The following is a 16,974-nucleotide window of genomic DNA, read 5'->3' on the forward strand; positions in this document are numbered from 1 at the left end:
GGTATTCGCGCTCATCATTTAATTTTTACAAAAGATCCTCATCAAGTAAATACATTTCCCTGTTATTTAGTCCGCACCAGTGAAACACCCCATAGAATGACGGTATTTCTCAAACTACATTCTGTTGGTAATCATCCCCAGGATTACCATTTACAAGGAGAAATTTATAAAGAAAAATGGGCTAATATTCAAGATCAATCTTTTCCTTGGTATGTACATTTAGATCCTTTGCGGTTACTATTAATGGAGTAAACAATAAGCCTTATTTAGGTAAATCCATGAAAAGTAATAATGTCAAACTTTTACAGAAACTTGCAGAACTAACAAGAGATTTAGAATTTCCTTGGAGTGATTCAGATTATCCTATCAATCCTTTTGTTTGGGAAGTGGAAACTCAAGGAGAATTTACCATAGAAAACTTATTCAGATCAGAAATTTCTAATTTTTCATCTTACGAAAATCCTGGAAAGATCATGAAAAGTGCAAATTTAGATGATTATTTAGAGAGTGTTTGGCAAAAAACCGAAAACTATCAAATAGCAATAGAATTAGTTAAAAAAAATACTTCATTTTTAGAAGTTGCAGAAATTAGAACATTACATGACACAGCAGATACCTTTAAAATAATTTTCGGAACAACAAAATCGGGGGAATGGATTGGTATTGCACCTCAAATCCCCGCAGATTTTGAAGAATATACCCGCAACGGTGAAATGGTTATAGGAGAACCATTACTTCCAGTTTATCAACCACAAACAGCCACAAATCTTGAATTATTTACTCAACTAGAACCTCTATTAACAGATTTAGATTTTTATGAACCAAATATGTTAGGAGGTTTCACCGGTACAGGTTTTGTTGTGAGATTGGGAGAAACCAGAAAATCAATGTTTAATAATTTGTTAGACGCAATTGGATTTGCTAGAACTTTTCCATTTCAAGAATTTACTCCAGAAACTGATTCTGACGACGATTTTGAAGAGGAATATATCGAAGCTACTCAAGCCCTAGATGCTTTCCTGCAATCAAATTTAAGCAATGTACACACCTATTTATTTGGGATGAGTTGTTGCTACAATATTTACGCCATTGGTGAAACTGAAGATGGCAATTTTGCTGGTGTGGTAAGTATGGCTGTATGGTCCTAAATAACCAAAACTATTAAACACTAAAAAGAAAATATTGGGGATATTGTTTCATTACAAATGATGATAAGTAAAGGACAATTCCTAAACCTAAAGTTCCCCAAGCCCAGCTTGATTTGTTCCAAGGTAATTCCCAATATTTTTCAATCAAATACAGAAAAAAGAATGTTCCCCCAATTCCATTAAGTTGGGAAATCTGCCAAACTGAACCAACAAATATAGCCAACACTCCAGAAATTACTGTCAAACATTGCAGCCATAAATAATGGGAAATATCATTATGTCCATATAATTTAGAAGAGAGAATTAATAAGCCAATAAAGTAAACAAATGCACCTAAAAATAACGCCCCAGGTGAGAAAATATTCAAGTAAACAAGGTCAGTATTTGATAATTTCACACCTACGTAAAATACCAACAGGAAAAATGATGCTGCTGTAGTTACAGGAACTAATTTTCTTTCTCGAAAACCGATATAATAACAAAGGGGGACAACTAATACAGAAAAACCTAACAATGTTTCTAAAGCCAAAATAGCCAAAAATGCAATGATTACACTTTGATAAATAATTGCTACTCCCGTCCAAATTACAAATAGAATGGAGGCATGGAGAGTGATAATATCAACTTTGTTTTTTTCATAAAAAGCATAAAGCGACTCTTTATGTAAATAATTAGTCAAAAACAAAGCTCCAATTAAACCTAAACAACCAGGTAAAGCAATAAATTCGCCAATTCCTTCTGCAAAAATTTGTCCGCCGATAATTGAGAAAAGACAAGCTAAATAAACCAGAAATTCATAGAATGTTGCAGGTATAGCTAAAAGAATTGGTAATATATAAATTGACATTAACCAACCAATAGAAATTATCAAGATAATTGTAGAAATTATCCAAATAATATTTACAAAATTGAAAAATCCGGTTAATCTCTGCCAAGATGTTGTAATTGGATTTGTTGAACTACAGTTATATTTATCTACTAAATTAGTGATTTCTGTTGGTATTAGTGGTGAATTAACAAGAGTTTCTGCTTGCTGTAGATAATATTTTTCTTGTGATTTAACAATATCATTATTAATCACACCACGAGATTCTAAATCATTGAGAGTATGCAGACTATAGTTAATTTCTGAAAGTTGTTGAATTTGATTAGTAGTTAATTGCTGAGAATTAGTTACAGCAAAAGCAGGTAATGTTAATTGACTTGATAAAAAGATTAGTAAAGCAGAGAAGATAACTAGAACTTTTCGCATAAAAAGCTACCCCATTTTTATGACATTGATTAATTGTATACATACTAACACTTAATTGATTTAACCCAATACGACGAAGCTCATGGATAACTCTATAGTTATTCTTATAAAACTCTATGAGAATATTTGTATCACATAAAATCATTTAACATTTTTTCGCCATGCTTGTTGACGAATTGACTCAGTATTAACATTCCCATATCCCTACAAAAGATTTGACAAAAATTGACAATATTTGCCATAATCAAAGAATCAGAAATATAAAAACTTATTAGCTATGACTACAGTAAATATTTCTCTTCCCGATTCTATGCGGGATTTTATCAATGAACAGGTTGCAAAAGGTGGCTATAGTACCACAAGTGAATACATTCGACATTTGATTCGTCAAGAGTTAGAAAGGGTGGCACAAGTACGACTAGAAACATTACTATTAGAAGGCTTAGATAGCGGTGAAGCGATTGAGATTACGGATGAGTGGTGGGAACAAAAACGCACTCAGCTTCTTGAGAGACTCCGCAAATAATAGCAATGACTAGACGCATTGTAATTAGACCAAAGGCTAGTGTTGACCTTGATGAACAGTTTGCTTATATTGCCCAGAGTAATTTTGATGCAGCATTAAGTTTTTTTGATGCTACCAGGCAGACTTTTTCACAATTAGCACAACTACCTGGTATTGGTAGTGTTTATAATGTTAATAATCCGCGTTTAGTTGGTTTGCGGAAGTGGGGAGTTAGAGGATTTGAAAAGCATCTAATTTTTTATTTAGAAGGGGATGAGTATATTGAAATTGTGAGGTTAATTCATGCTGCACGGGATATTTCACAGATTTTAGTAGAAGAAGAATAGTTATAGTTATTAGCTATTTGCGCGATCGCTCTTCCACATCTCAGTAGAAAGGCGATCGCTCTTGATTATTAAAAATTACTCTTGCTGTATTTTTGACACAGAAATCTTGTTACAAATCATCTTCCACTAATTCAGCTATCTTCATTATTGATTTCAAAGTGCCAAGCTTTAAATCTTGATTTCTATGTACAGGAATAGAGATAATTTTACTATCATCGGGCTTTTCGTAAATATGGTGACTGCCCGTAACTTTTTTGAGAATCCAGCCTTTTTTCTCAACAATTTTACATAGTTTCTTCCCCGAAATTGATTTCATACTGCAATTTCAATAACTTGTGAGATAGGATCTGGTTGTTGAATTTCATTCGCTACTTCTAACCAGCCTTGTATGGCATCTTGAAGGTTATTAATTAACTCCTCCATTGTATCTCCTTCTGTTATACAGCCTGGGAGAGCAGGTACTTCAGCCCAATAACCACCTTCTTGGGCAGGATAAATAACGGCTTTGATTTTCATTGCTTTTACATTTGCAGTTGTTTACCTGAAGAAATTTTAACAGATTAACTTCCAAAAATTTCCCCATTGAGAGCGATCGCACATTTTCCACATTCCCAAAAGATATCGCATCCCATCATACCCAAACAAGCGATCGCTCTCCCATAACCCCTACAACAGCGATCGCACTACCACATTCTCAAACAGCGATCGCTCTCTAATATTCTTAGAAAAGCGATCGCATCTCCCCACACAACAGGCGATCGCACCCCATCATCCCCCACAACAGCGATCGCACCTCCTCACATTCCCAAAAAGGCGATCGCTCCCCCCACATCCTCCAAATAGCGATCGCTTTATCAATTATTCAAAGAAAAGCTAAAGAAAAATTAGAGTAATTTGGATAGATCATGATTACCTATATATCTAATTTTACTACTAGCATCAGGAGCGCGATCAGCAGCAATTTTAATTGCATTCCAGTCAAACAGTTCGCCTGGATCAGTTTTGCCACTTTTTTTATCACTCACTTCTTCAACATCCTGATGCCCTGTCAAAAACCTTATACTTGGATATTTTTTGAGAAGGTGGAGCGTTAGAAGTTGTAAAGAGCGGTACTGCTCCTTGTGGTATGGATGTTCATTGCCATTGGCATTGACAATCTCAATGCCAATCGATCTACTATTAAACCCAATATTATTGTATGTTCCACCTGCATGATAAGCTTTATCATCAGGATTTACTATTTCATAGATAATGCCTTCATTACCAACTATATAATGAGCCGATAAACCATTGTTAATCAAGGGAATAGGACTTGTAAACCTATCAATAGCTATATTAGCTTCAAAACCTGTATGATGGTAAACAATCATATCTATCTTGACATCTGACGGTCTTGGTTCATAATTCTGGCTTTTATAACTTTTATCAATTGATAATTGGAAGTTTGACCAGTCCTTAACTACATCTAGATCAGTACCCGGTCCTACATAAGAATAGTCAGTGATTAATTGTGCTTTTGATGGTTCATCATAATAACCATTACCATAGCCATTATTACCATCATTCCAATCTTTAACAGCACCATCTACCCAACGCATATCATCAAAAGATAATTTTTTGCCACTTTCCCCTGAAGCTTTAAGTACAACTGTAACCTTATCTCCTTTATTTACAAAGAAACTATCAAGATCAACCCATTTACCTACATTTTGTGCTTGATTAACAATTGTTATTTGTCTCAACTTACCTTCAGCATCATATATTTCATATTTCGCTTTCTCAGCTGTACTGCCTGTAGGTATAAAAACTTGGATAGCTGCAATGGAAGCGTTATCATTTTGAACTACTAAATCCCAAGAGCCTTTAGCATTGCTGTCTGCTTTTGCCCATCTATACTGACCTGTTTGACCAGAGGAGACTCCCCAAGCACTAGCACTACCTTCGTAATTGATATACATGGAGTATTTGTAGTCAACTACACCAGGTTTAGCAATTTCCTGAGATGAATGTCCCAAACCTGTGTTGTTAAACTTAATATAACTGTCTGGCTGATTGTTAGGTGCTGTAGGTTGGGTGACAACAGGATTATCAGTACCTACAATATCCACATAACCAGCAGCTACATAACCACGCTTACCGTTATACTCAATTTCATACCAGTCGTTGCGACTTCCATTATTATAAAATTCACCATCAACCTTCTGGATAATTGTGAATTTTGTATTAAAGGGAAGTGCGCCCAGCTTATTATCCCCAGATTCAGAAGGCTGACTTCTAAAATTCAGACCGATTGTGTTATTAACTTGACCTGTTTGTATTGGTTGAGTGCTAGGAGTTGAAACTGGAGTACCTGTAATGGGAGGGGGACCATCATAACCATAAACAGCCCCATCGTGTATTACCAGAGAACCATTCTCGAAATACTGAGTAGAAAAGTTATTTTTAGGATCAACTACTACTTCACTGACAGGATAACCAAAACGTCCCACACCACCATTATTTAAGTAGTAATTGAGAGCATCACCACCGAGTAGGAAGGCACGACTAGCCCCATCTTCTAACATCAAGTAATACTTACCAAAACCATCTAGCCCTTGCATTTCTTGAATGTATCCATTACCTGCACGGTAAACAGAGCTAGTTGGTACGCCATAAACACCGTAGTAATCATTGGCGGTAGTAAAGGCTGAATACTGATTACCACTTGCATCCGTACCGAATAAGATAGAACCAGTTCCCCCACCACCACTATTAACAACTGATGCAGTTGAGAGAGTGTAGCTACCCATTGAGTCTGGATTAGAGCTAGTAACTTGAATTTGATAATTTGAGCTAGATGGAACTGTAAACTCTATAACCGCACTGTTTTGAGTCGCATCAATCTGTTGGTGGTTGATAATCAAGATCAATATTATAGAATTTACCAGCTTCTAAAAAAATAGAACCACTGTATTCTCTGGTACTTTGATCTTGCCATTTATCAATTAGTAATTGATCATTTATTCGCAGTCTGACACCATCATCAGATTGAGTATAGAAATTGTATGTTTCACTATATAATGGTTGTACTAAACCTGTCCAATCTACCCTAAAATTGTCTTTCCCAATAATTGCATCTGGTGAACCATTACCCCAGTTAAAATCTACTGTTGCATCAGTACGAATTAACCCTAAATCATTGTAATTATTATAGTATCTGCCAGTTAATCCATGAACAGCACCAACAGGTAAAGATGAAGAAAGATTACTAGAACTGCCTGTTTGCTCTCCCCCAATTTTTGGTAGTAGTGTAGGATCAGTAATTTGATTTACAGCAAAACCTTGATTTAATGGATTAGTTGCATTAGATAATGGAAATTCTGAACTACTCATGATATTAACCCTGAAAAATTGTTAGATGAATTTTTAATCAAGAAAATCTCCAAAAATATGAAGATTTAGCTTTTGTGTAAATACTCACGTGAAAAGACACTAAGATGATTTATTAGCAACATAAAGTTTTATTTACATCCCTATAACCTGATCAAGAAAAGAAATTGCCTTTTCTATCTCTTGTTTATCAATAGGAATTTAGGGGTATTTATCACTTTTGGAAATATCCTCTAAAAGTAAATAAAATTAAGCTTTTCACCTAAGTATCCTCAATTTTACTGATAGTGATATTACGATTCAAGATCAGTTATAAAACTTAAAACATGATCTTGACAAAAAACAAGATTTAGGGTAAAGGCATCTATGACACTCAAAGCATCTGAACAGGGTAAACAAATTATCAAAACCAGAAGAGAAACACTCGGTTGGACTTACAATGATCCTCAATGGTTAAAAGCTGCAAGTCAAATTCTTGATCCTGACTGGCCAGAAGATTTATTTTTTGATGGAAAATATCCTAATGGTATTTCTGAGGGAACATTAAAACGGTTTCAAGGTGGTAAAAAACCAATTGATAGTCAAGTCTTTAAAATTTATTGTCACGTTTTAAATTTACCCTGGGAAGATATCGCTGAAAGTTGTTTTGTTGGACGTAATAAAATAGTTAACGAATTACTTAATAACTTACAAACAACCCATAAATTACTTTTATTAACTGGTATTACTGGTACTGGTAAAACTGCTTTAGCAAATAAGTTAATGTCTAAATTTCCAAAGGAATATCAACAATTAACTTTTTCCTTTGAAACTAGTGAACAAGAACCTAATTTTGCTAGTGTGGCTACACAAATAATCGCTAATTTACAAAAAGCTATTTTACCATCACAAACTAATCAGCCAGAAAATATCATAATTTGGTTAGTTGATTATATCTCTAATCATGAATGTGTGTTATTAATTGATTCTTTGGAATTTGCTTTACAAGGTGATCAACATACTGGTTGGAGTAATTTTAAAGATATATGGTGGGAAAAGTTTTTTCTCGCTTTTATGGCTGCTCCTAATTGTCAAGGTAAAATAATTATTACTTCCCAAGAAATGCCTATTCCATTAGAAGATATTTTAATAAGTTATAATTCTTTATGTGAGCATCAACTACTTCAGGGTTTTACAGATGTGGAAATATATGAATTTTTCCATAAACAAGAAATAGGATTTACAGAAAATTCAGAAATAGGCAATTATTTGTTACGTATTGGTAAAGCTTATGAAGGACATCCATTAGCTTTAAAAACTATTGCAGGAGAAATACTTAATACTCCTTTTTCTGGAGATGTGAATAAATATTGGTGTGAATATAAAAATGAAATTGCAGCTATAGAACAGGCTTACAAAGAAATTGAATTAGAATCAATTAACGATAATCTAAAATTAGATTGTTATAGTAAAAGACTCAGAGAGATTGTTAAACAGAGAATTGAAAACACATTTCAACGGTTAGAAAAATATGTTCCTAATGCTTACAAACTGCTCTGTTTTGGTTCAATATATCGTCGTGCTGTACCCAAACGATTTTGGTTTAAAAATTTATCGCTGAGATATGGGTTAAATATTCAAGATCAAGAAATTGCTCTTGATGCTTTAATAGATCGTTATTTGGTAGAAAATATCAATAATGATTTACGACAACATAATCTAATTCGCAGTACAGCTTTAGAACATTTAAGAACTTATATTTAGAGATAAAAATATGGAATTTGAAAATTTGAAAATTCATCAAACAGCACTTGATAGTTTAGATTTTACTACAGCAGGAGAACTTACTATTTCGACTTTAGAAATTAGTCTCACTTCATCTCAATTATCTACCCTTTCTGCATGGGAATTTACCCATTGGGTAGCTATTGATAATTGGTTGACTGATTATTTTCCTGATGATAATGCCACAAATTTAGATAAAGTACGTGGTTATTTAGAAGCGTTTCATCATCTTTGTGAACTTGCAGAGTGGGAAAAGGCATTTAAAATACTATTTATTGATACTAGTTATTTTGGTGGTAATAAAGTATTGCATGAACAATTATTTATTTGGGGTTATTATCAAGAACAAGTTAATTTTTATAAAAGGTTATTAAATAAATTCGGTTTAAAATGTGATTGTTTTCTATTTCATGGATTAGGTAAAGCCTATGATTATTTAGGAAAAGTTGAAGAAGCAATTTATTATTATCAACAACAATTAGTTATTGCTGATCAAGTTAATGATGATTTATCAAAGGCTCAAGCACATGGAGGTTTAGGGAGAATTTATGAATGGCAATTAGAACAATATCAAGAATCAATTTTTCATTATCAACAACAGTTAGAAATATCTCAAAAAATTAATGATAATAAACAAGAAGCATCAGCTATATTTGGCATTGCTACAGCATATTTAGGATGTTTAGAGTACCATAAAGCCATAAAATTTGCTACTCAAGCTTTATCAATTGTGCAGATACTGAACGATGTTGAAATGGAAACCAATATTTTAGGATTCATTGGTGTAGTTTATGCACAACTAGGATTACCAGATAAAGGGTTAAATTTTATTGAACAACAACTCAAACTAAGTTTAGAACAGGGAAACAAATATCAGGAATGTATGGCTTTATCCAGATTAGGTCTATATTACACAAATTTAGAAGAATATGATATTAGTCTTGAGTATTATCACAAAGCCTTAAAAATAATAGATTTTTGCGGAGAACCACGTCAAAAATCAAGACTGTTATTAAATTTAGGATTTATTTATTCTCAAATAAAACAGTATTCTTTAGCAATAGAATATTTAAAATTAGCTTTACAAATTAGTATTTTAATGACAGGTAAATATCAAGAGGTTTATGTAAGAATCAATTTAGCATACTGTTATATTTGCTTAAAACAGCCAGAAGGATTTGAACATCTGCAAATAGCATTAAATATTGCCACAAATCTAAAATCATCAGAACTATTAGGTATAGTATTTGCAGGATTGGCAAATTATTACTGGCATCAAGGTAATTATATTTATGGATTGATGTTAATAATAAAAAGCCTTTGGATACATCCTCCTTGGAAAAGTACTAATGCACAAACAACGTTTAAAATAGCTATGCAAATAATTGGTAATTCTCTGATTTTTTGGCGAAAAAAATAATATTTTTAACAAGTTATAATATTAGCAGATATCTTACCTGTCACCAATAGACATCTCCAAAAAAGAATGTAGAGACGTTCCATGGAACTTCTCTACAAGGGTTGTGGATAACGCATATTTAATTTCTGGAGATATCTCATGTATCTCACTTGCATACAATCTGCTATATCTCGATTTTTAAGCCTCCCTAAAATTAAGTAGGTAGATGCTAATCAACCCAACTATGTAACGAACTGTAAATTACCCAAAACTCTTGGGATTGCTGCGTTCCACTCCGTTCCACTCGCAATGACATAGTTATAAGTTTTGCCACCTACCTACTTAAGTCAATTCCAATAAACCTTGATAACCTGTAACAATGCGATTGCCGTCTTTGAGAATATGGACTTCAATTTGATCACTAGCCCAAGTGATTTTATCTGCAAATTCTGGGTTAAAGATATTTACTTTTTGATTACTAGAAGAAACGGGAGAATCAGGAGAATTAATTGCTAGAGATTTAACAAAAGGACCATCAATCAAAATATCTAATTCTGCTAACAATTCTTTTGCGCCAGGAGGTGCAGAATCAGATTGTAATTGCTGGAGTGTGAAACCAGTAAAAGACATGATATTTAAACCCGCTGCTTTTAACTTTTTTGCTAAAATTGTTAATGCAGGTGCTTGCCAAAATGGTTCACCACCGGAAAAAGTTACACCTGTGTTATTGGGGTTTTTGAGAATACTTTCAGCAAGGGTATCAATAGCAACTAAATCATTAATCTCAAATGCCCAGGAGTCAGGATTAAAGCAACCAGGACATTCACGGTTACAACCTTGTACCCAAACAACAGCCCGACAACCGGGACCATTCACTTCTGATTGGTCAACATAACCCATAATGTTAAGGTAGCCGGGGGGGATATCCGCGAGTCCTAGTGATGGGTTCATGGGCTTAGTTTCCATCTCTTTTCAACTCCTTTTCAACTTTTGCTATTAACTTTTAATATAGCTAGTCTATGGAAAGGTGTGAAGAAAGAAAATATAAGCTTTTTTAAAGTTTGACTATTTTGTGTAATTAACCTGAGATCATTTTGTACTTAGTAAACCCAAATACGTTTATTAAGTATAATCTTAACCTGAATAAGAAATATTATGAAGATGTCGTTCCGCACCTTCACCTAAAATCCAGCGAATAGTTGTAAAAAACCGAGGCCAATTATCTGTACCATAACCAAAGTATTCTGCTGCAATTTTCTCTTCTAAATCATTTATATCAATAGTTTCATCATCAAGTTCTTTATTCATTTCGTCAATTACAGCTATTCGTTGATCCTTCAATCTTTGAACATTAAGTTCAAGTGTATCAATAGTAAATTGAACATTTTCTATAGGAATACCAGCCTTTAAACAAGTGATTTTATCAGGTCTAATTTCACCATCCTTACTACTGAATTTAAATAAACGTAATGTTGGTAAATTGAGAGGATTTAATAACCTGCTATCAGGGATATCACCATCCTTCTTTTTGCCACAACATGGTGAATTATGAGGTAGGTTTGAGTTTTGCAAATCATCGTCTTTTACACCACCTGGAGGAAGACAGATAGCAAGCATATTTTGCCAATCTAGATCATGATTATTTTCTTTTGTTGATTGGTTACGAGGAATAAAGTGTTCCACCGAACGATTTTTTGCATGAATAGACATTTCGCAATAAGCACAAAGTCCTTTTTGATCAGATGCTAATTCATCACGAATTGCATTTAAAGTTTCTTTATTCTTTTTTAAATCATTCCATCGTTTAAACTGAGAAGAAAATCGGTTTTTATAGTTTTTAATTTCCTCTGGTTCTGGGGATTTAAGAACATTTTTCATACTGCATTCCTCCGTTCTAAGCGGCGGATTTGCATATCTGCTCTAGTCATATCTGGATCAAAAGATTCCCAGTGTTGTAATTCTTTTTTAAGGCGTTTTGCTTCTTCTAATTGACCATTATCAATTGCTTCAAAAAGCTGTGTCAGTGTTCTTGATTCTTCCGTATCTGGTCTTAAATCACTTAACCCTAAAACATATCTGACAATATCTGAACTTTTCATCCCCCTGGTAGGTGATGGACATTCCTTTATTTGATAATCTTCTAATATCTTCACCTGATTTTGTTGAACTGTTGTTACAACTTCGGGACTGTGAGTAGTGGCGATAATTTGAGTGTTGGGAAATACCTTTTTTAAATCAGGAATAATCTTTTGTTGCCACGTTGGATGTAAATGCAAATCTAACTCATCAATCATCAAAATAGCTTCTGCTGCTAACGGGTTTTCCATGTCTGGATTTGCTTGAGCTAAACGTCGCGCAAAGTCCATTACCAACGCTAACATATTGCGATAACCTGCACTTAATTGGCTTAGTAAAAGTTCTCTTTTTTCTCCTGTTTCCATTGTCCACTCAACCATCAGTTTTGCAGATGTTGCACCTGAAAAATAAACGCGAGCATTAGGAGCGATAATAGTAGAAATAGCTTTTCGTATTTGCTTTAAATCAGGAAGTTCAAAGTTAATATCTCGGCGATTTTTACCCTCTCTTAATTCTTCGTACTCTCGCACAAAAAACCAGTTAGCTGAATCTGTGAAGTTAGCTGTTGCATTAAAAGCTTTTGTGAAAGCATCAAATCTATCTAAATATTGATTAGAATAACTGTTTATATCAACAATATTATTTAGGTTACGATTACCTTGATAATACGCTATTACTGAAATTTCAGATTTTTGATTATTTTTTATAGCTTTACATTGATTTTCTAATTTAAGATATAGTTGTTGAGTCCCTGCTTGTAATGCTTCTGAACTTTCCAATAAAAGGTGGGGAGGTAATCTTATTATTCTTTTATTATCATCTTCATGACCATTTTTAATAGGCGGATCTTTGTAGATAATTTTCCAATCTGGTAAACTCGTAGCTGATACAATAAATTCTGATTGATTTATTTTTTTACTGCCATTTTTTTTAACTGGTAAATCTTGTTGAAAAATAGGGAATACTTCTGTTACATTATCTACAATTCTTTGAATTTCAGTAACATAAGGATACATTGCCGCAGCAATGCCATCCAATAACGCACTCTTACCTGATCCATTATTGCCAACAAAAATATTGATGTCGGGATCTAAATTAACTTCCAAATGCTCAAAGCAGCGAAAGTTTTTGATAATGACTTTTTGAATGTGCATTGATTTATTTTCCTTACTTAATCACTTTCCAAAATCGTCCCTTTTAGATTTGCTCCCTGAAGATTTGCACCCCTAAGATTTGCACCTTGTAAATTTGCTCCTGCTAAATTCGCACCTTTCAAATTAGCCCAACTTAAATCAGCTTCCGTTAAATTGGCTTGAGTTAAATTGGCTTTAGATAAAAAGGCACTTCCTAAATGAGCTTTCGTTAAATTAGCTTTATGTAGGTTAGCTTGATAAAGTTGAGCAGTCATTAATTCGGCTTCATATAAATTCGCTTCACTTAAATTAGCGGTAATTAAATTTGCTGCAATTAAATTTGCAAAACCTAGATTACTGCGAATAAGTTGGGCTGCTGCTAAATCAGCATCTTTTAAATTAGCATTTTGTAAATCTGTACCAATTAAATTGGCATCAGTAATTACAGCATTTTGTAAATTTGCTGCACTCAAATCAGCACCAATAAAATTACCATAACTTAAATCTGCTTGTATCAAGATTGCACCACTCAAATTAGCAATACTCAAGTTAGCTTTACTCAAGTTAGCTTCAATTAATTTAGCTTGGTAAAAAATAGCATTACTGAGATTAGCATAACTAAAATTAGTTCTTACTAATAACGCGTGAGCTAAGTTGACTTTGTTTAAGTTTACCCCTTGGAGATTTGCGCCCCGGAGGTTTTCTCCTAGTAGATTGGCGCTGCTAAGATCAATTTCAATTTGGGGATTTTTGTTTCTCCATTCTATCCAAGTAACTGCACCTGCTCGCAGTAAATTGAGATGTTGTTGATTTGCCATTTTTTGCTCCTTTAGGACTTACGCAAGTTTCACACTTAATATTTCTTGTAAGGTGCGTCAAATTCGATAATTTGATAAGAATAAACAGATTTTTAACATCTGACGCACCCTATTAATATGTTAGTTGCGTCAATCTTGTTTCTTACTCGTTCCGCTTACCTTGAGGATTTTCTCTTCCAGGTGAATTTTCAATTGCTGCTAAAGCTCCGGCTGCTCCTGCTAAAATATCCTGTTCTGAGCCACCTAAATAAAGTCTGCCAAAACTACCTACAGCTTGAACTTCGAGAATATTAATTTGCGCTGCTTTTTCCGCTTCGTTGGCTGCTAATGCTGCATAAGCTGCTGGTTCAACTTCTAATACATATAGAGTTTGTCCTGCTAGTAAAAGTTGTCCCCGACGACTACGGTTAATAAGTTGGGTTTGGTAAGCGTCAATGTTGCGGATAATCTGGCTAGAAATTACACGGGGTTTGAGACATTCTTCTTTTTTTACTCCCAAAAATGCCAAAATTGCATCTCCAGCGGCTCGTGTTTCCCCTTGAGAGCCAGAATGTACTTCTAAAAGTCCGTATAACCGTTCTACTACTTGCACTCCAGGACGAACAGAAGCGGATTTGAGGGCTACGTCCGTAATCTTATTGATTTCGATACCAGGGGAAATTTCAATCCATAGGGATGTGTCCCCTGGTAATGGTAAGAAACCCTGGGCTACTGTTCCCATGTATGCGGCGTGTTGAGGTTGCAGGTTGTCTAGAAATACGAAGCTGCGTAGTTCTATTCCCAAGGTCTTAATTCTCCAGTCATAAAGGTAAACGTCTTGTATCGCAATATACAACAGATTGCAGATCAATGAGTACGGGCGAAGCATTCGGACAATCAATTATCCATTTTTGTTCAAGGCTATTTTCCGAATGCTTCGCCCCTACAATTTCTGACTCCTGCTGTATGAGTTTACCGTTAAAGTGGACTGATTTGGTAATTAGTAATTGATGATTACAAATTCGGAATTACGAATTATTATATTGAAGGGATTTTAATTTATTCCCATCAAAATCAATATTTCAAACTTAGTCATTTGAATGACTAGGTTATCTGGTGTATTTCTTTAGTTAAAAAATACGCCTAAAAATTGTATTTATTGTTACAACTTTAATTTATCGAAATATACGTTTCATTACAGCTTTAAAAAAGAATAATAGCGAGAATGGGGGCAGAAGAAATGATTGTTTATTTGCTCTGGTGAAATAATGGTAGCTATTTCCGAGAACATTCAGAACCGATTAACTATACAAACTGTAGAAATTGCCCCTAATACCACAGCTATTCGTTCTCTTGATTGGGATCGCGATCGCTTTGATATTGAATTTGGTTTACAAAATGGTACAACCTATAATTCATATTTAATTAGGGGTGAACAAACAGTTTTAATTGATACTTCTCACCAGAAGTTTCGTGATCTGTATTTAGATACTCTCAAGGGTTTAGTTAATCCTAAAACTATTGATTATATAATTGTTAGCCATACTGAACCTGATCATAGTGGTTTGGTGGAAGATGTTTTACAGTTAGCTCCTAGAGCGACTGTTTTAGCTTCTAAAGTAGCTTTGCAATTTTTGGAAGGTTTGGTACATGAACCTTTTTCTAAGCGAATTGTTAAAAGTGGCGATCGCGTAGATATTGGTAAAGGACATGAAATAGAATTCGTCAGTGCGCCAAATTTACATTGGCCAGATACTATTTTTAGTTTTGATCGCAAAACCCAAATTCTCTACACTTGTGATGCCTTCGGAATGCACTTTTGTGATAGTCGCACTTTTGATGAGGATTTAGAAGCAATTGAAGCTGATTTTCGTTTTTATTATGATTGCTTGATGGGTCCAAATGCTCGTTCTTTGTTGAATGCAATGAAGAGAATGGGTGAACTAGGTAAAATTAATATTATTGCCAACGGACACGGACCATTACTACATCATAATTTAGACCTTCTCACTGAATGTTATCATAATTGGAGTCAAAAACAAGCAAAAACAGAAACTACTGTCGGCTTGTTTTATGTCTTTGGTTATGGATATAGCGATCGCTTGGGACACGCTATTGCTGATGGTTTGCAAAAAGCTGGTATCGGTGTAGAAGTATTGGATCTCAACACCGCAGATAGTCAAGAAATTCAAGAATTAGCAGGGAGAGCATCTGGTTTAATTGTCGGGATGCCTTCTACCAATGCAGTTAAAGCTCAAGCGGCAATTAGTTCATTATTAGCAGTTGCTAAACATAAACAAGTTGTTGGTTTATTTGAATCTTATGGTGGGAATGATGAACCCATTGATACCCTCCGACGAAAATTTATTGATTTGGGTGTCAAGGAAGCTTTCCCCGCTATTCGGATTAAGGAAACACCAGGAGATTCTACCTATAAACTATGTGGAGAAGTGGGTGTTGCTTTAGGACAATTGTTAGTCAGAGAACGCAATATTAAACAAATTAAATCTCTCGACGTGAACATGGAAAAAGCGTTGGGAAGAATTAGCAATGGTTTGTATATCGTCACTGCGAAAAAAGAAAATGTGAGCGGGGCAATGATTGCTTCTTGGGTAACACAAGCTAGTTTACAGCCTTTAGGTTTTACCATTGCTGTAGCGAAAGATCGCGCTTTGGATACTTTATTGCAAATAGGCGATCGCTTTGTTCTCAATGTCTTGGAAGAAGGCAATTATCAAGATTTGAAAAAGCATTTTCTCAAACGTTTACATCCCGGTGCTGATAGATTTGCAGATGTAAAAATCCAAACTGCTAAAAATGGTTCACCCATTCTAACTGAAGCACTCGCATACATGGAATGTGAAGTAGTCAACAGCATGGAATGTAGTGATCACTGGATTCTATACTGCACCGTTGAAGATGGAAAAGTTTCCAAACCTGATGGTATTACCGCAGTTCGTCATCGCAAAGTAGGAAATTACTATTAATTGGTAATTGGTGAAAAAAGATAACAGGGTTTCATTTTTCAATCCTCTCCCTTAACGGGAGGGGTAATTATCAATTGTCAATTGTCAATTATCAATTATTTACCCATCTTTCATAATTATTATGACACTTCCAGATTCATTTTCTAACGCTGTTGAATCCGCTAAAAATTGGGTTTCTCAGGTTTTTTCTCCACAAC

At 34.4% G+C, this 16,974-nt stretch carries 16 protein-coding genes and 1 pseudogene; 7 read left to right on the forward strand and 10 right to left on the reverse strand.

All coding sequences use genetic code 11. The features are described from left to right. A pseudogene (locus tag FJR38_RS12085) lies at positions 1-252 on the forward strand (molybdate ABC transporter permease subunit); the annotation flags it as partial. A 26-nt stretch (positions 253-278) separates the two neighbouring features. Then, positions 279-1,148: a nuclease A inhibitor family protein gene (locus FJR38_RS12090; RefSeq protein WP_168537295.1), complete on the forward strand. Its 870-nt coding sequence runs from the start codon at positions 279-281 to the stop codon at positions 1,146-1,148. 13 nt (positions 1,149-1,161) lie between these two features. On the opposite strand, the gene FJR38_RS12095 is transcribed toward FJR38_RS12090, so the two are convergent. After that, the gene (locus FJR38_RS12095) at positions 1,162-2,400 is read right to left on the reverse strand and encodes a hypothetical protein (protein ID WP_168537297.1); all 1,239 of its coding nucleotides are present in this window, start codon (positions 2,398-2,400) and stop codon (positions 1,162-1,164) included. 277 nt (positions 2,401-2,677) lie between these two features. Here FJR38_RS12095 and FJR38_RS12100 point away from each other — a divergent pair, with 277 nt between their 5' ends. Beyond that, entirely contained in the window at positions 2,678-2,926 is a 249-nt protein-coding gene (locus FJR38_RS12100; protein WP_168537299.1) for a type II toxin-antitoxin system ParD family antitoxin, read from the forward strand. Between the two features lie 5 nt (positions 2,927-2,931). Continuing rightward, positions 2,932-3,252, forward strand: a complete 321-nt coding sequence (locus FJR38_RS12105; RefSeq protein WP_168497813.1) for a type II toxin-antitoxin system RelE/ParE family toxin — start codon at positions 2,932-2,934, stop codon at positions 3,250-3,252. Positions 3,253-3,361: 109 nt separating this feature from the next. Here the strand turns inward: FJR38_RS12105 and FJR38_RS12110 are convergent, their stop codons facing one another. From FJR38_RS12110 to FJR38_RS12125, 4 genes are all read right to left on the reverse strand, one after another. Continuing rightward, positions 3,362-3,568, reverse strand: a complete 207-nt coding sequence (locus FJR38_RS12110; RefSeq protein WP_168537301.1) for a type II toxin-antitoxin system HicA family toxin — start codon at positions 3,566-3,568, stop codon at positions 3,362-3,364. After that, entirely contained in the window at positions 3,565-3,768 is a 204-nt protein-coding gene (locus FJR38_RS12115) for a type II toxin-antitoxin system HicB family antitoxin (RefSeq protein WP_168497810.1), read from the reverse strand. The genes FJR38_RS12110 and FJR38_RS12115 overlap by 4 nt, the downstream gene beginning before the upstream one ends. Before the next feature lie 368 nt (positions 3,769-4,136). Further along, positions 4,137-6,155 carry an N-acetylmuramoyl-L-alanine amidase gene (locus FJR38_RS12120; protein ID WP_168497808.1) on the reverse strand — a complete coding sequence of 673 codons (2,019 nt, stop codon included), beginning with the start codon at positions 6,153-6,155 and terminating at the stop codon, positions 4,137-4,139. Beyond that, the gene (locus FJR38_RS12125; protein WP_168497806.1) at positions 6,130-6,624 is read right to left on the reverse strand and encodes a PA14 domain-containing protein; all 495 of its coding nucleotides are present in this window, start codon (positions 6,622-6,624) and stop codon (positions 6,130-6,132) included. Before FJR38_RS12125 ends, FJR38_RS12120 begins: the two co-directional genes overlap by 26 nt. 363 nt (positions 6,625-6,987) lie before the next feature. On the opposite strand from FJR38_RS12125, the gene FJR38_RS12130 reads away from it, so the two are divergent. After that, on the forward strand, positions 6,988-8,364 hold the full coding sequence (locus FJR38_RS12130) for an ATP-binding protein (RefSeq protein WP_168497804.1): 1,377 nt from the start codon (positions 6,988-6,990) through the stop codon (positions 8,362-8,364). Positions 8,365-8,374: 10 nt separating this feature from the next. Beyond that, entirely contained in the window at positions 8,375-9,805 is a 1,431-nt protein-coding gene (locus FJR38_RS12135) for a tetratricopeptide repeat protein (protein WP_168497802.1), read from the forward strand. A 321-nt stretch (positions 9,806-10,126) separates the two neighbouring features. Here FJR38_RS12135 and FJR38_RS12140 read toward each other — a convergent pair whose 3' ends face one another. The 5 genes from FJR38_RS12140 to FJR38_RS12160 form a co-directional block, all read right to left on the reverse strand. Then, positions 10,127-10,750: a 4Fe-4S single cluster domain-containing protein gene (locus FJR38_RS12140; protein WP_168497800.1), complete on the reverse strand. Its 624-nt coding sequence runs from the start codon at positions 10,748-10,750 to the stop codon at positions 10,127-10,129. Between the two features lie 168 nt (positions 10,751-10,918). Further along, positions 10,919-11,662: a retron system putative HNH endonuclease gene (locus tag FJR38_RS12145; RefSeq protein WP_168497798.1), complete on the reverse strand. Its 744-nt coding sequence runs from the start codon at positions 11,660-11,662 to the stop codon at positions 10,919-10,921. Continuing rightward, positions 11,659-13,014 carry an AAA family ATPase gene (locus FJR38_RS12150; protein WP_168497796.1) on the reverse strand — a complete coding sequence of 452 codons (1,356 nt, stop codon included), beginning with the start codon at positions 13,012-13,014 and terminating at the stop codon, positions 11,659-11,661. The genes FJR38_RS12145 and FJR38_RS12150 overlap by 4 nt, the downstream gene beginning before the upstream one ends. Positions 13,015-13,031: 17 nt before the next feature. Next, a complete protein-coding gene (locus FJR38_RS12155; protein WP_168497794.1) occupies positions 13,032-13,811 on the reverse strand; it encodes a pentapeptide repeat-containing protein in 780 nt (259 codons plus the stop codon). Positions 13,812-13,953: 142 nt separating this feature from the next. After that, complete coding sequence (locus FJR38_RS12160) at positions 13,954-14,595, reverse strand: hypothetical protein (RefSeq protein WP_168497879.1); 642 nt, start codon at positions 14,593-14,595, stop codon at positions 13,954-13,956. A 463-nt stretch (positions 14,596-15,058) separates the two neighbouring features. On the opposite strand from FJR38_RS12160, the gene FJR38_RS12165 reads away from it, so the two are divergent. After that, on the forward strand, positions 15,059-16,777 hold the full coding sequence (locus tag FJR38_RS12165) for a diflavin flavoprotein (RefSeq protein ID WP_168497792.1): 1,719 nt from the start codon (positions 15,059-15,061) through the stop codon (positions 16,775-16,777). Positions 16,778-16,974 lie beyond the last annotated feature (197 nt).

It is taken from the genome of Anabaena sp. UHCC 0253 (assembly GCF_009712085.1).
In the GTDB taxonomy this organism is placed as follows: Bacteria; Cyanobacteriota; Cyanobacteriia; order Cyanobacteriales; family Nostocaceae; genus Dolichospermum.

Coding starts and splice junctions, on each gene's coding strand:
- FJR38_RS12135 (WP_168497802.1), top strand. CDS start 8,375: ATGGAATTTGAAAATTTGAAAATTCATCAAACAGCACTTGATAGTTTA.
- FJR38_RS12125 (WP_168497806.1), bottom strand. CDS start 6,624: ATGAGTAGTTCAGAATTTCCATTATCTAATGCAACTAATCCATTAAAT.
- FJR38_RS12130 (WP_168497804.1), top strand. CDS start 6,988: ATGACACTCAAAGCATCTGAACAGGGTAAACAAATTATCAAAACCAGA.
- FJR38_RS12145 (WP_168497798.1), bottom strand. CDS start 11,662: ATGAAAAATGTTCTTAAATCCCCAGAACCAGAGGAAATTAAAAACTAT.
- FJR38_RS12150 (WP_168497796.1), bottom strand. CDS start 13,014: ATGCACATTCAAAAAGTCATTATCAAAAACTTTCGCTGCTTTGAGCAT.
- FJR38_RS12095 (WP_168537297.1), bottom strand. CDS start 2,400: ATGCGAAAAGTTCTAGTTATCTTCTCTGCTTTACTAATCTTTTTATCA.
- FJR38_RS12100 (WP_168537299.1), top strand. CDS start 2,678: ATGACTACAGTAAATATTTCTCTTCCCGATTCTATGCGGGATTTTATC.
- FJR38_RS12090 (WP_168537295.1), top strand. CDS start 279: ATGAAAAGTAATAATGTCAAACTTTTACAGAAACTTGCAGAACTAACA.
- FJR38_RS12115 (WP_168497810.1), bottom strand. CDS start 3,768: ATGAAAATCAAAGCCGTTATTTATCCTGCCCAAGAAGGTGGTTATTGG.
- FJR38_RS12155 (WP_168497794.1), bottom strand. CDS start 13,811: ATGGCAAATCAACAACATCTCAATTTACTGCGAGCAGGTGCAGTTACT.
- FJR38_RS12165 (WP_168497792.1), top strand. CDS start 15,059: ATGGTAGCTATTTCCGAGAACATTCAGAACCGATTAACTATACAAACT.
- FJR38_RS12140 (WP_168497800.1), bottom strand. CDS start 10,750: ATGGAAACTAAGCCCATGAACCCATCACTAGGACTCGCGGATATCCCC.
- FJR38_RS12110 (WP_168537301.1), bottom strand. CDS start 3,568: ATGAAATCAATTTCGGGGAAGAAACTATGTAAAATTGTTGAGAAAAAA.
- FJR38_RS12105 (WP_168497813.1), top strand. CDS start 2,932: ATGACTAGACGCATTGTAATTAGACCAAAGGCTAGTGTTGACCTTGAT.